Genomic DNA, 13,596 nt, shown 5'->3' with positions numbered 1-13,596 from the left:
CTGACGATATGGACAATTTCGATATGATTGTCAGCATCCTGGGCTCCACAGTGCGTCTGTCGATCCCGCTGATTTTCACGGCGCTGGCCGGGCTGTTTTCCGAACGGGCCGGGGTTTTCGATATTGGATTGGAAGGCAAGATGCTGGCGGGCGCTTTTGCGGCGGCCTGCGTTGCCTATCTCACCGGCTCGGCCTGGGCGGGGCTTGCAGGCGGCATTGCTGTGTCCATCGGCTTTTCGCTGATCCATGGCTTTGCCTCGATCACCAATCGCGGCAATCAGATCATTTCCGGTGTGGCGCTGAATTTCGTCGCAGCGGGCCTGACGGCGGTCTTGGGCCAGGCCTGGTTCAGCCAGGGCGGACGCACCCCGCAACTGCCTGGTGATGCCCGCTTTCAGCCAATCGTGCTTCCGGGCGCTGAGGCCCTGCTTGACGTGCCGTTTCTCGGCCCTCTCTATGCCAATGTCGTTTCCGGCAACAATGCCTTGACCTATCTGGCCTTTCTGGCTGTGCCGCTGAGTTGGTGGGTACTGTACCGTACCCGCTTTGGCCTCAGGCTGCGGGCCGTGGGCGAAAATCCCGGTGCTGTCGATACGGCAGGGATATCGGTTGCCTGGCTGCGCTACCGGGCGGTGATCGTTGCAGGCTTTCTCTGCGGCTTTGCCGGCGCCTATCTCGCCATCGCCCAATCGGCTGCCTTCATCCGCGACATGTCGGCGGGCAAGGGCTATATCGCGCTTGCCGCGCTGATCTTTGCCAAATGGAAGCCGGTGCCTGTGATGTTCGCCTGCCTGCTGTTCGGCTTTCTCGATGCGATGTCCAATTTCATGCAGGGCAAGGCGGTGCCGGGCATTGGGGAAGTGCCAGTGCAGATTTTCCAGGCTCTGCCCTATATTCTCACCTGTATTCTGTTGGCTGGCTTTATCGGAGCCGCCAATGGTCCCAAGGCGGGCGGCGTGCCCTATGTGAAGGAACGGTAATATGTCTCACGATCTGTTCGAGGCGGCCCGCGATGCCATGCGCCATGCCCATGCGCCCTATTCGAAATTTCCGGTCGGTGCCGCGATCCGCGCCGATGATGGCAAGATCTATGTCGGCGCCAATATCGAGAACCTGTCTTTTCCTCAAGGCTGGTGCGCCGAGCCGACGGCCATCGGCTGCATGATTATGGGCGGCGGACGGAAGATCGTTGAGATCGCCGTCATCGCTGAAAAGCTGGCGCTCTGCCCGCCTTGCGGCGGCTGTCGTCAGAAGATCCGGGAATTTGCTTCGCCTGAGACGAAAATCTACCTCTGCGATGAAGTGGGCGTGCAAAAGGTGATGAGCATGGACGAGTTGCTGCCCTTCAGCTTCGAGACGGATACACTCGGATGACCCCGGCGGTCGATCTGCTCATCGACAGGCTGAACGGGCTTCTGCCACGCATCGCCATCGTGCTCGGTTCCGGCCTTGGCGGGTTGGTGGACGAGGTGGAGAGCGCGGTTCGCATTCCCTTTTCCGATATACCGGGTTTTCCGCAGGGTGGCGTTTCCGGCCATGCCAAGGAACTGGTGGCCGGGGTTTTCGCCGGTCAGCCGATTATCATGCTGGCGGGCCGGGTGCATTATTACGAAGCGGGTGATGCCGCAGCCATGCGGCTTCCCATCGAGACGCTGGCAGCGCTTGGCGTAACCACGCTGATCCTGACCAATGCTGCCGGTTCCTTGCGGGCCGATATGCCGCCCGGCTCGGTGATGCAGATTACCGATCACATCAATTTCTCCGGCATCAACCCGCTGATCGGCGAGGCGGGGGATGGACGGTTTGTGGGCATGACCCAGGCCTATGACGGCGAGTTGGCCGAGGCTATGCGCCGTGCGGCAGACGATGAAGACATTTCCCTGTCATCCGGTGTCTATATGTGGTTTTCTGGACCAAGCTTCGAGACGCCGGCGGAAATCCGCATGGCGCGGACGATGGGCGCCGATGCGGTCGGCATGTCGACCGTGCCGGAAGTCATCCTGGCGCGTTTTTTTGGCCTGAAGGTTGCGGCCGCGTCGGTTATCACCAATTATGGAGCAGGGATGACGGGCGCCGAACTCAGCCACGAGGAGACCAAGGATATGGCCCCGATTGGCGGGAGACGGCTTGCCGCCATCCTCAAGCGAATGATCGTTCATGGAGGAGCAGATCTTGGATAGCCGTGAACTGCGCGAATGCGCTGCCGTCGCCTTGTCGGTGCTGGATCTGACCAATCTGAAAGACGATTGCAGACCAGAAGAGATCGATGAACTGTGCGTCCGTGCCGTGACGCCATTTGGCCATACGGCGGCGATCTGCATCTGGCCGCGTTTCGTTGCGCAGGCGCGCGGCTTGCTTGGTCATGACGGCCAGGTGAAGATCGCAACGGTGGTCAATTTCCCCTCGGGCAATCTCGGTATTGCGGCGGTTGTCGCGGAAACCGAGGCGGCTCTGGCCGACGGCGCGGATGAGATTGATCTGGTCATCCCCTACCAGGCTTTGTTGCAAGGCGATGAAACGGCCGTGATGGAGATGATCCGGGCTGTGAGGGCCGTGATCGCCTCGCCCGCAATTCTCAAGGTCATTTTAGAAACCGGCGAGTTGAAAAGCGCCGCCCTTACCCGCCGTGCCTCGCAGATCGCAATTGCCGAAGGTGCCGATTTCATCAAGACATCGACCGGCAAGGTTACGGTCAACGCCACCCTTGAGGCAGCCGATATCATGCTCCAGGAAATCCGCGACAGTGGCCGCAAGGTCGGCTTCAAGCCGGCGGGTGGCATTTCCACGGTCAAGGATGCGAGCCTGTATTTCCGCCACGCCAGCGCGATCATGGGTGAGGATTGGGTGATGCCCTCTACCTTCCGCTTCGGCGCATCCGGCCTGTTGAACGATATCCTGGCCATTCTATCCGGCGAAAAATCCTCAGGCCCAGCCAGCGGCTATTGATATGCAGGCCGTGGAGATCATTCGCCGCAAGCGCGACGGGGCGGAGCTTTCCAGTGCCGATCTTCAGACCTTCATCCGCGCCTTGAGCCGGGATGAATTGTCGGAAGCGCAGATCGGCGCCTTTGCTATGGCGGTCTTCCTGCGGGGCATGAGCGATGCCGAGACGGTGGCGCTGACTTTGGCGATGCGCGACAGCGGCACAGTTCTGTCCTGGAAGACGGCAGGCCGTCCGGTGGCCGACAAACACTCCACCGGCGGCGTCGGCGACAATGTCTCGCTGATGCTGGCGCCGATGATGGCCGCCTGCGGGCTGGCCGTGCCGATGATTTCCGGGCGGGGCCTTGGCCATACCGGTGGGACGCTGGACAAGCTGGAATCGATACCCGGCTATGATATTGCGCCGGATGCCTCGGTCTTCCATGCATTGGTGGAGGAGATTGGCTGCGCCATCATCGGCCAGACCGCCGATCTCGCCCCCGCCGACAAACGGCTTTACGCGGTTCGCGATGTAACGGCCACGGTGGAATCCGTGCCACTGATCACCGCGTCCATTCTCTCCAAGAAGCTCGCCAGCGGGTTGGAGAGCCTGGTGATGGATGTCAAATTCGGCAATGGCGCCTTCATGGGCCAGATCGAAGAGGCGCGGGCGCTTGCACACTCACTGGTGGCGGTCGCCAATGGCGCAGGCACCAGAACCTCGGCGCTGCTGACCGATATGAACGAGCCTCTGGCGGATTGTGCGGGCAATGCCGTTGAAGTGGCCAATGCGGTCGCCTTTCTGAGAGGTCAAAAGGCAGGAACCCGGCTGGAAACCGTGACACTAGCGCTCGGTGCCGAGATGCTGGTCAATGCCGGGATCGAGCCAGATCGGAACGCCGCTGACATCAGCTGCCGCCAAGCCCTGGACAGCGGTCGGGCTGCCGAGACTTTCGGACGCATGGTGCATGGGCTGGGCGGGCCGGTGGATTTCATCGACAGGGTTGGGCAATATCTACCCAAGTCGGTGCTCGACATTCCGGTTCTTGCCACGCAATCCGGCTTCGTTTCCACGGTCGCCACGCGCGATATCGGCCTTGCGGTGATCGACCTTGGTGGAGGTCGCCGCCGCGCTTCAGACAGGATTGACCATTCGGTTGGCTTCAGCGGCTTCCTGCCGGTGGGAACCGCTGTTTCCAAAGGCGACGTTCTGGCTGTCGTCCATGCTGCCGATGAGGCCAGCGGCACCCGCGCCGCGCAGGTCATCGCGGCAAGTTTTGCCATCGGCGATGAGGCACCTGCACCGTGGCCTGCGGTGGTTGAACGGCTCAACTCTCAATCGTGAACTGCACCCTGTCGGCGGGAAAGCGCGTCACGGCATATTGAACCGGCACGCCGTCCATATCGGTGTTCAGGGCCTTTGTGATCATCACGATGGCACCGGGTGACAGGCCCAGTTCATCCCGGTCGGAAGGATCGGCATGGACGGCGCTGATGTCGGTGCGCACGCGCAGATAATCGGCAAGGCCGCAGGCGGCGAAGGCGGCGGTGATTGAGCCGCTCTGCCGATATGCCACATCGATCCCTTCGAAACGGGGCAGGGGAAACCAGCTGGTGGAGCGTGATACCGCCCGGCCATCCGCTTTGCGCAGCACTTCCAGCCGGATCACCTGAACGCCGTCTGCCAATTGCAAATGGTCCATCAGCTCAGAGCTGGGTGTCTCGACGGCGCTTTCCAGCAACAGGCCTTCCAACGCCCGCGCCTGACCGCCGATTCCGGGCGTGAAACGGGTGCGTTTTGAAATCGGAAAACTGATCCGATCCCGTCGCTCGATCAATGTGCCGCGTCCCTGAACCGCGCGCACGATCCCCTCCTGGGCAAGCGCTGCCAACGCGCTGCGCACAGTATGTCTATTGACGCCAAATTCTCCGGCCAGAATCGTTTCCGGCGGCACCATGCCCGTCGTGTCATAGGTGCCATCGCTGATCGATACCCGGATTCGATCGGCAATCTGACGCCAGAGCGCCACGCCTGTCTGTCTTTCGATTGCTTTTTGCCCCGCCACCTTCTGCCCCATCATGTCACACGCTTGTCATCCCGGAGGAATATTTGTAAAGATAAGTTGTATGGTTGTCTATATTAATAGACAAATGGAGATTTGACAATGGACGCACGAGCAAAAAGTGCAAATCCGGACGGTATGCATCGAAAAAGAGTTGTCGACCTTCTGGCGGCGGCCCAACTGGATGAATTGAAGGCGCTGTGGAGCGCGCTGCCGTCTGCACCGGAAGCACACTTCCTGCGCGGACCGGAGACTGGTCTGGTCATGGTGCGCGGACGTATCGGTGGCGGTGGCGCGTCCTTCAACCTGGGTGAAGTGACGGTGACGCGGGCGACATGCAGGCTGACATCGGGCCAGGTCGGGCATGCTCAGGCCCTTGGCACATCAAAGGAAAAGGCGCGGCTCTCAGCGATTTTCGATGCGCTTTGGCAGGATGAGGCGCATCGCGACCGGATTGAGTCTTTGTTGGCGGCTGTGGAGCGGCGCCTGAATGAGGGCGACCGCGTCAAGGCGGAGCAGGTGGCGGCAACGAAGGTGGATTTCTTCACCATGGTCAGAGGAGAAGACTGATGCTCGAAGCGGAAAGCCTGACCGGCGGTTTTTCTCAGCCGGTATTTGAAGCTCAAAGTGTGTTTCGCGCCATCATGGACGGTATGGCCCGGCCCGGCACCCACCAGATTGTTGACCTGTCGCTGCAACCGCCAGCCCCTTTCGGTCTGGCGCAGGCGGCCATCGCCCTGACGCTGTGCGATGCCGATACCCGTGTCTGGCTGAGCGGCGGGCTTGCCAAAAATGCGACGCCCGCCTGGTTGAGCTTTCACACTGGCGCGGTGGCGACAACCGACAAGACCGAAGCGCAGTTTGCGTTTTTCGAAGCAGGCAGCCCGCTTGCGACATTCGCGCAATTTTCCACCGGCACGCAGGATTATCCTGACCGCTCGGTGACCCTCATTTATGAAGTCGCCAGTCTCGAAGGCGGTCAACCGCTCACGCTGAAGGGTCCCGGTATCCAGGACCTGACAATGATCGCTCCGCTTGGCTTGCCGGACGGGTTCCTGCGCCATTGGCAGGACAATCATGCCCTGTTTCCACGCGGCGTCGATGTGATTTTCACTGCCGGTCGGGATTTTCTCTGCCTGCCGCGCAGCTGCGCGATACTATCCGAGGAGGCGTGAATGTATGTTGCTGTAAAGGGCGGCGAAACCGCCATTGCCAATGCCCACAGCTTGCTGGCCGACCGTCGCCGGGGTGATCGAAGCCTGCCGACAATGACCGTCGATCAGATTGTCGAGCAATTGGCGCTGGCCGTTGGCCGCGTCATGGCCGAGGCCTCGCTTTATGATCGCAAGCTTGCGGCGCTGGCTATCAAGCAGGCGCGGGGCGATATGATCGAGGCGATTTTCCTGCTGCGCGCCTATCGCACCACGCTGCCGCGGTTTGGTCTGTCAGAGCCGGTCGATACCGGCGCGATGCGGATCGAGCGCCGGATTTCCGCCACCTACAAGGATTTGCCCGGCGGCCAGCTATTGGGGCCAACTTTCGACTATACTCACCGTCTGCTCGACCCGTCATTGTTGGAAGAGGGCGACGTTGAGCCGCCGGTCCAGAAGACGCCAACCAGCGAAGCCGCCATGCGGGTCTCCGATATATTGCGCGAGGAAGGGTTGATCGAACCTGATGGCGACATGCCGGAGGATCATCTGGCCGGTGATATTACCCGCCAGCCTATCGAGTTTCCGATGGCGCGGGATCTGAGGCTGCAATCTCTGGCTCGTGGTGATGAAGGCTTCCTTCTGGCGCTCGCCTACTCCACCCAGCGTGGCTATGGCCGCAGCCATCCTTTTGCCGGCGAAATCCGCCTGGGCGAGGTTGAGGTGGAGCTGGATGTGCCGGAGCTTGGCTTTGCCGCGTCGCTTGGGCGTATTCAGGTTACGGAATGCCAGATGGTCAACCAGTTCAAGGGCTCATCAAAAGCCCCGCCGCAATTCACACGCGGCTATGGCCTGGTGTTCGGTCAGAGTGAGCGCAAGGCGATGGCCATGTCGCTGGTGGATCGGTCACTGCGCGCCGAAGAGTTGGGCGAGGATATCACCGCCCCTGCCCAGGATCAGGAGTTTGTCCTGTCCCATTGTGACAATGTGCAGGCAACAGGGTTCGTTGAACATCTGAAACTGCCGCATTACGTGGATTTCCAGGCAGAACTCGATCTGGTGCGGCGTATGCGCTCCGAACACGAACAGGCCCGCCAGCAAGGGCTGGACCTGAGCGAGGCGGCGGAATGACCGGTCTATCAGTCGTGATCGGCATACCAGGCGGCGCAAAGCGTCGAGACGCCCAGCATGAGGGTCACGAAGACGGCGAACATCATTTCGATTTCCATGCTCATTGCTCCCTGTTTGCGAATTTCTGGAAGGGTAACGCACAATGATTACGGAAGTTTCATTAGCGGACGAAATTGCTACTTATAATTTTGCCTATCTCGATGAGCAGACTAAGCGGATGATCCGCCGGGCGATCCTGAAGGCCATTGCCATCCCCGGCTATCAGGTGCCGTTTGCCTCGCGTGAAATGCCGATGCCCTATGGCTGGGGCACTGGCGGCGTCCAGGTGACGGCGGCGATCCTGGGGCCGGAAGATGTGCTGAAGGTGATTGACCAGGGCGCCGACGACACCACCAATGCCGTGTCGATCCGGGCGTTTTTCCAGAAGGTCGCCAATGTTGCGGTTACCACCCATACGGGCGATGCCACCATCATCCAGACCCGCCACCGGATTCCGGAGGAAAAGCTGCGGGCGGGCCAGGTTCTGGTCTATCAGGTGCCGATCCCGGAACCTCTGCGCTTTCTGGAGCCGCGCGAGACAGAAACCCGCAAAATGCATGCGTTGGAAGAATACGGGCTGATGCATGTGAAGCTCTATGAAGACATCGCCCGCAATGGCCGGATTGCCACCACCTATGCCTATCCGGTCAAGGTGGCGGGCCGCTATGTGATGGACCCGTCTCCGACACCGAAATTCGACAATCCGAAAATGCATCGTTCCGAGGCCCTGCAACTGTTCGGCGCGGGCCGCGAAAAGCGGATCTATGCCGTGCCGCCCTATACCGATGTCGTCAGCCTGGATTTCGAGGATCATCCTTTCACGGTGCAAAGCTTCGACAAGCCCTGCGCGCTCTGCGGTGCCGAGCATGTCTATCTCGATGAAGTGATCCTAGACGACAAGGGCGGGCGAATGTTCGTCTGCTCCGACACCGACCATTGCGAGGATCGCCGCGCCAAAGGTCATCGGGGTGAGATGCTGGCCGAAACACAGCAGGAGGAGGCTGCCCAATGACCCAGCAACCGCTTTTGAAGGTTCGCGACCTGTCGAAATTCTACGGACGGCGGATCGGCTGCGCCAATGTCTCCTTCGATCTGTGGCCGGGTGAAGTGCTGGCCGTGGTTGGTGAATCCGGTTCCGGCAAGACGACGCTGCTGTCCTGCCTGTCCACGCGACTGATGCCGACCACTGGCAGCGTCGATTACCGGATGCGTGACGGCGCTTACCGCGAGCTTTATCACATGAGCGAGGCCGAGCGGCGCTTTCTGATGCGCACCGACTGGGGCTTCGTTCACCAGAACCCCGCCGATGGCCTGCGGATGACCGTTTCAGCCGGAGCCAATGTCGGCGAGCGGTTGATGGCGGTCGGCGAACGGCATTACGGCAATATCCGCGCCACCGCCACCGATTGGCTGGACCGGGTGGAAATCGCCGCCGACCGCATTGATGACCAGCCGCGTGCCTTTTCCGGCGGCATGCGTCAGCGCTTGCAGATCGCCCGCAATCTCGTCACCAATCCGCGTCTGGTGTTCATGGACGAGCCGACCGGCGGGCTGGATGTGTCCGTCCAGGCAAGGCTGCTGGATCTGGTGCGTGGGCTGGTGGCCGACCTTGGTCTGTCGGTCATCGTGGTCACGCATGACCTCGCTGTTGCTAGGCTGCTGTCGCATCGGATGATGGTGATGAAGGACGGCCATGTGATCGAGCAGGGTCTGACCGACCGGGTACTGGACGATCCGCGCGAGCCCTACACGCAATTGCTCGTCTCCTCGATTCTTCAAGTGTGATTGGATAGACCCATGCCCACACCTCTTATCGTTTCCGATGTCGCCAAAAGCTTCACCATGCATCTGCGCGACGGGCTTGTCCTGCCGGTGGTGCGCAATGTCAGCTTTTCCGTGGAAAGCGGCTCCTGCTCCGTGCTGGGCGGCCCGTCCGGCATTGGCAAAAGCTCGATCCTGAAAATGCTCTATGGCAATTACGCCGTCGATAGCGGCCAGATTCTGGTGCGTCATCACGATACGGTGGTGGATCTGGCATCGGCCATGCCACGCATGGTGCTGGATATCCGCCGGGATACGATGGGCTATGTCAGCCAATTTCTGCGCACCGTCCCAAGAGTGTCGGCGCTGGATGTCGTGGCCCAACCGCTGACGGCGCGCGGCGTGGCCATCGACGAGGCAAGGTCGGTAGCAAGCGATCTCTTGGCCAGGCTGAACCTGCCCAAGGCGCTCTGGCAATTGCCGCCCGCTACCTTTTCCGGCGGCGAACAGCAGCGCGTCAATATTGCCCGCGGCTTCATCACCGATCATAAAATCCTCCTGCTGGACGAGCCGACGGCCTCGCTCGACGCGCAAAACCGCACCGTGGTCATCGACCTGATTGCCGGGAAAAAGGCCGAGGGCGTCGCCATGCTCGGCATTTTCCACGACGAGGAAGTGCGCGAAGCGGTCGCTGATACAATTCTGGATGTTTCGCAATTCTCACCTAGAGGCCGTCAGGTTCAGATTGAACCAGCCATCCTCTAGCTTTCTTGTTTTCGTTTGTCTTTTCGGGAAAGCCGGTACCCACTTTTCCCTGACAAACTCTAGGAGCATCGCCGCATGAGCACCCGTCTTGGGCTTGAGCCCCAAATCAACCCGACCGCCAGCGTCACGAACAGCACGCTTGGGCGCTACACCGAAGTGGCTGAGCGCAGCCGTCTCGAGGAAGTCCAGATGGGCGACTATTCCTATGTGATGCAGGATGTTTCCATCTGGTGCGCCACCATCGGCAAATTTGCCAATATCGCTGCCAGTGTCCGCATCAATGCCCCCAATCATCCGACCTGGCGCGCCACGCTGCACCATTTCACCTACCGGGCCGTCGATTATTTCGAAGGGGCGGATCTGGAAACGGATTTCTTCGACTGGCGGCGGGAAAACCGGGTGATGATCGGTCATGATGTCTGGATCGGCCATGGCGCCACCATCCTGCCCGGCGTCACCATCGGCAATGGCGCGGTGGTTGGCGCAGGCGCGGTCGTTTCCAAGCCGGTGGAGCCCTATACCATCGTCGGCGGTGTCCCCGCCAAGCCGATCAAGCCTCGGTTCGGACCAGGTATCGGCGCGCGCATGGACAGACTTGCCTGGTGGGATTGGCAGCATGAGCGGCTTCACGCGGCCCTTGCCGACTTCCGCACACTTTCCGCCGAAGATTTTCTGGCCCGACATGAAGTCTTAGCCTGAAGTATAGGCCTTTCTACCCTCTGATTTTAACAGAAATGTCATGAAACTGACATGGGTGCTTCACCGATCTGAACTATAGCTCGCTCTGGATTTGGACATGATATCGGAAGAAGCGCATGAATTTCGAACTGACCGAGGTGACGCGGCGTTTTGGCAAGAAGATTGCCGTGGAGGCCGTGACCCTGTCCATTCCGCATGGGCAGATGGTCGGCATTATCGGTCGCTCCGGTGCGGGAAAATCCACCTTGCTTCGGATGATCAACCGCTTGGCCGATCCGACATCGGGGTCGATGCGGTTCGGCGATCAGGACGTGACGCGCCTCAAGGGTGGGGCATTGCGCAACTGGCAGCGCGATTGTGCGATGATTTTTCAGCAGTTCAACCTGGTTCCGCGCCTGGATGTTCTCACCAATGTCATGCTGGGGCGTCTCAACCATCGCTCCACGGCGCTGAGCATTCTCAATATCTTCTCCCGGGAAGAGCGGATCATGGCGATTGCTGCTTTGGAGCGGCTGGGCATCGAGCAGACGGCCTTGCAGCCGGCTGGCACGCTGTCGGGTGGCCAGCAGCAGCGGGTAGCCATTGCCCGCGCACTGATGCAGGCGCCGAAAATGCTGCTGGCCGACGAGCCAATCGCCTCGCTCGATCCGCTGAACGCCAAGATCGTCATGGATGCACTGCGCGACATCAACGAGCGCGAAGGTATCACCGTGATCACCAATCTGCACACGCTGGATACGGCGCGGGCCTATTGCGAGCGGATCATTGGCATGGCGGCGGGCAGGGTGGTGTTCGACGGTCCGCCGGATGCCCTGACGGCGCAGGCGGTGCAGGCGATCTATGGCACTGGCCAGGATGGCAACGGCATTGATGAAAGCATGACATCGACCGCGATCCGCCTGCCGAAGCCGGAGGTTGCCCTGTCTGTGCCGATGGTGGCGGCCACGGCAAGCTGAGCCAGCAATTCGTGACCTGAAAAATAGCATTTCTATCGCGGCATCCAGCCCGATGGCAGCGCCTTCGCTTGCCCGCGTCAAAGGCACCTTTCTTACGTTCAAGAGACAGATCCGGTCCATCGGGAAAACCAGACCGGAAAACCAGGAGAGAGACCATGTTGAAGAAAATTCTGCTTGCCTCGGTGACGCTTCTGTCGCTGGCCGGCGTGGCTGCTGCCGAAGACCTGAAGGAATTCCGCATCGGCATTCTCGGCGGCGAGAACGAAGCCGACCGGTTGCGCAATTACAACTGCCTGTCCGATCACCTGAAGAAGGAATTCGGCTTCACCAAGGTCTCGCTGTTCCCGGCCTCGGATTATGACGGCGTTATCCAGGGTCTTCTGGGTGGCACACTTGATTATGCCGAGCTTGGCGCTTCCGGCTATGCCAAGGCTTATCTGGCCAACCCAAAGGCTGTCGAGCCGATCCTGACCACGGTGCAGACCGATGGCTCGATGGGCTATTACTCGATCATGGTGGCCCGCAAGGACAGCGGCATGACCAAAGTCACTGACATCAAGGGCAAGAAGCTCGGTTTTGCCGATCCTGACAGCACGTCTGGCTATCTGATCCCGACCGTGACCCTGCCTGACGCCCTCGGCGGCAAGCCGGTCAAGGAATATGTGGCATCGACCGGCTTTGGCGGCGGCCATGAAAACCTGGTGCTCGAAGTGCTGAAGGGCACGTTCGATGCCGGCACGACCTTCGGCTCCGGCGTTGGCAATTTCAAGGACGGCTACACGTCAGGCAACCTGCGCAAGATGGTCGACAAGGGCGTCCTCAACATGGACGACCTGGTGGAACTGTGGAAGTCGCCGCTGATCCCGAACGGCCCGATCGTCATCCGCTCCTCGATGAACGACGACATGAAGACCAAGGTCAAGGCTTTCATGATGGACCTGCCGAAGACCGACGCCGCCTGCTTCTCCGCCATCGAAGGCGGCGATTTCAAGGGCTTTGCGGCTGTGAATGTCGATTTCTACAAGCCGGTCATCGACGCTCGCAAGGCCACCATCGGCGGCTGATCGCAGCCTGAGATATCAAAGCCGCCGGGATAAACGACCGGCGGCTTACCCATTTGTCCATTTTGGAAAGTGCCAGATGAGCCATACCGCCAGATTGTCCTTGCTGAGCGAGCAGGGACGCGTGATCGAAAGCCACTGGAATGCGCTGGCGCAAACCCGCCGCCTTTACACGGCAGCCGGTCTTGCCGTGTTGCTTCTGGCGCTGGCGGGATCGCTGTGGTTTGCCAATGATACCAATTCGGGCAAGTTCTTCGACCGTCTGCCGCATCTGTTCGATTTCGTCGAAACGCTCATTCCTCGCGATGGCAATGAGATCTGGCGGGCGATGTTTGACCTGCCGTCGCCCTATGACGATGGCAGCCTGAAATACAATTATCCGGAAGGGCGCTTCTACCTCACCCAGACGCTTTATATCCCGGAATATTTCTACAAGATGATCGAGACGCTGAATATCGCGCTGGTCTCGACCCTGATTGGCGGCATGCTGGGCTTTTGTTTTTCCTTCATGGCGGCGCGCAATATGATGCCGAACAGGTTCATCCGCTGGCCGGTGCGCCGCTTCATGGAATTGCTGCGGGCCTTTCCGGAAGTGGTGTTGGCCGGGTTTTTCCTCGCCATTCTGTCGATCGGCCCGATCCCGGCGATGATTGCGGTTTCGGTCCACACGGTCGGCGCGCTCGGCAAGCTGTTTTTCGAAGTGGTGGAAAATGCCGATATGAAGCCGGACGAGGGCCTGCGCGCCGTCGGTGGCAATTGGCTGGAGCGGCTGTGGTTCGGCATGGTGCCGCAGGTCATGCCGAATTTCATCAGCTATGCCCTGCTGCGCATGGAAATCAACGTGCGCGCATCGACGATTATTGGTGCTGTCGGCGGCGGCGGCATCGGTGAGCCACTACGGCTGTCGATCAGCCAGGGCCATGCGGCAAAAACCGTTGCCATCGTCATCCTGCTCCTGACCACGGTGATCGCCGTCGATCAGTTTTCGGCCTGGCTGCGCCGCAAACTGGTTGGTGAGCAAGCCTTCCATGCTGTCTCCTGAGGTTCG

General features: G+C 60.2%; 16 protein-coding genes. 15 read left to right on the top strand and 1 reads right to left on the bottom strand.

What is annotated here, in order from left to right; all coding sequences use genetic code 11:
• Positions 1 to 8: 8 nt before the first annotated feature.
• The 5 genes from V6582_RS09935 to deoA are packed head-to-tail and all read left to right on the top strand — an operon-like array spanning position 9 to position 4,267.
• The gene (locus V6582_RS09935) at positions 9 to 980 is read left to right on the top strand and encodes an ABC transporter permease (protein ID WP_156631153.1); all 972 of its coding nucleotides are present in this window, start codon (positions 9 to 11) and stop codon (positions 978 to 980) included.
• A 1-nt stretch (position 981) separates the two neighbouring features.
• Complete coding sequence (locus V6582_RS09930; protein ID WP_012654697.1) at positions 982 to 1,374, top strand: cytidine deaminase; 393 nt, start codon at positions 982 to 984, stop codon at positions 1,372 to 1,374.
• Positions 1,371 to 2,180, top strand: a complete 810-nt coding sequence (locus V6582_RS09925; protein ID WP_156631152.1) for a purine-nucleoside phosphorylase — start codon at positions 1,371 to 1,373, stop codon at positions 2,178 to 2,180. The genes V6582_RS09930 and V6582_RS09925 overlap by 4 nt, the downstream gene beginning before the upstream one ends.
• A complete protein-coding gene (deoC, locus tag V6582_RS09920; RefSeq protein WP_197434335.1) occupies positions 2,173 to 2,946 on the top strand; it encodes a deoxyribose-phosphate aldolase in 774 nt (257 codons plus the stop codon). Before V6582_RS09925 ends, deoC begins: the two co-directional genes overlap by 8 nt.
• 1 nt (position 2,947) lies before the next feature.
• Positions 2,948 to 4,267 (top strand): thymidine phosphorylase, encoded by a 1,320-nt coding sequence (gene deoA, locus V6582_RS09915; protein ID WP_156631150.1) that lies wholly within the window; start codon positions 2,948 to 2,950, stop codon positions 4,265 to 4,267.
• Here the strand turns inward: deoA and phnF are convergent.
• Positions 4,251 to 4,988, bottom strand: a complete 738-nt coding sequence (phnF, locus tag V6582_RS09910; RefSeq protein WP_337739201.1) for a phosphonate metabolism transcriptional regulator PhnF — start codon at positions 4,986 to 4,988, stop codon at positions 4,251 to 4,253. The genes deoA and phnF overlap by 17 nt on opposite strands.
• Before the next feature lie 99 nt (positions 4,989 to 5,087).
• Between phnF and phnG the strand changes: the two genes are divergently transcribed.
• From phnG to phnE, 10 genes are all read left to right on the top strand, one after another.
• Entirely contained in the window at positions 5,088 to 5,555 is a 468-nt protein-coding gene (phnG, locus tag V6582_RS09905; RefSeq protein WP_156631149.1) for a phosphonate C-P lyase system protein PhnG, read from the top strand.
• Positions 5,555 to 6,160: a phosphonate C-P lyase system protein PhnH gene (phnH, locus tag V6582_RS09900; protein ID WP_420360169.1), complete on the top strand. Its 606-nt coding sequence runs from the start codon at positions 5,555 to 5,557 to the stop codon at positions 6,158 to 6,160. The genes phnG and phnH overlap by 1 nt, the downstream gene beginning before the upstream one ends.
• The gene (locus tag V6582_RS09895) at positions 6,161 to 7,267 is read left to right on the top strand and encodes a carbon-phosphorus lyase complex subunit PhnI (protein ID WP_156631147.1); all 1,107 of its coding nucleotides are present in this window, start codon (positions 6,161 to 6,163) and stop codon (positions 7,265 to 7,267) included.
• Between the two features lie 142 nt (positions 7,268 to 7,409).
• Positions 7,410 to 8,318 (top strand): alpha-D-ribose 1-methylphosphonate 5-phosphate C-P-lyase PhnJ, encoded by a 909-nt coding sequence (locus V6582_RS09890; protein WP_156631146.1) that lies wholly within the window; start codon positions 7,410 to 7,412, stop codon positions 8,316 to 8,318.
• Entirely contained in the window at positions 8,315 to 9,091 is a 777-nt protein-coding gene (phnK, locus tag V6582_RS09885; RefSeq protein ID WP_012654706.1) for a phosphonate C-P lyase system protein PhnK, read from the top strand. The genes V6582_RS09890 and phnK overlap by 4 nt, the downstream gene beginning before the upstream one ends.
• A gap of 12 nt (positions 9,092 to 9,103) precedes the next feature.
• The gene (gene phnL, locus V6582_RS09880; RefSeq protein WP_156631145.1) at positions 9,104 to 9,832 is read left to right on the top strand and encodes a phosphonate C-P lyase system protein PhnL; all 729 of its coding nucleotides are present in this window, start codon (positions 9,104 to 9,106) and stop codon (positions 9,830 to 9,832) included.
• A gap of 75 nt (positions 9,833 to 9,907) precedes the next feature.
• Positions 9,908 to 10,531 carry a DapH/DapD/GlmU-related protein gene (locus V6582_RS09875; RefSeq protein ID WP_156631144.1) on the top strand — a complete coding sequence of 208 codons (624 nt, stop codon included), beginning with the start codon at positions 9,908 to 9,910 and terminating at the stop codon, positions 10,529 to 10,531.
• Positions 10,532 to 10,647: 116 nt separating this feature from the next.
• A complete protein-coding gene (gene phnC, locus V6582_RS09870) occupies positions 10,648 to 11,487 on the top strand; it encodes a phosphonate ABC transporter ATP-binding protein (RefSeq protein WP_156631143.1) in 840 nt (279 codons plus the stop codon).
• Positions 11,488 to 11,642: 155 nt separating this feature from the next.
• Entirely contained in the window at positions 11,643 to 12,551 is a 909-nt protein-coding gene (gene phnD / locus V6582_RS09865; protein WP_070163945.1) for a phosphonate ABC transporter substrate-binding protein, read from the top strand.
• Between the two features lie 76 nt (positions 12,552 to 12,627).
• Positions 12,628 to 13,590, top strand: a complete 963-nt coding sequence (gene phnE, locus V6582_RS09860) for a phosphonate ABC transporter, permease protein PhnE (protein WP_156631142.1) — start codon at positions 12,628 to 12,630, stop codon at positions 13,588 to 13,590.
• Positions 13,591 to 13,596 lie beyond the last annotated feature (6 nt).

Origin of the sequence: Agrobacterium vitis, assembly GCF_037039395.1 — a bacterium.
GTDB lineage: Bacteria > Pseudomonadota > Alphaproteobacteria > Rhizobiales > Rhizobiaceae > Allorhizobium > Allorhizobium vitis_E.
The sequence above is the reverse complement of the archived record's forward strand: the minus strand, read 5'-3'. Positions and strand labels throughout refer to the sequence as shown.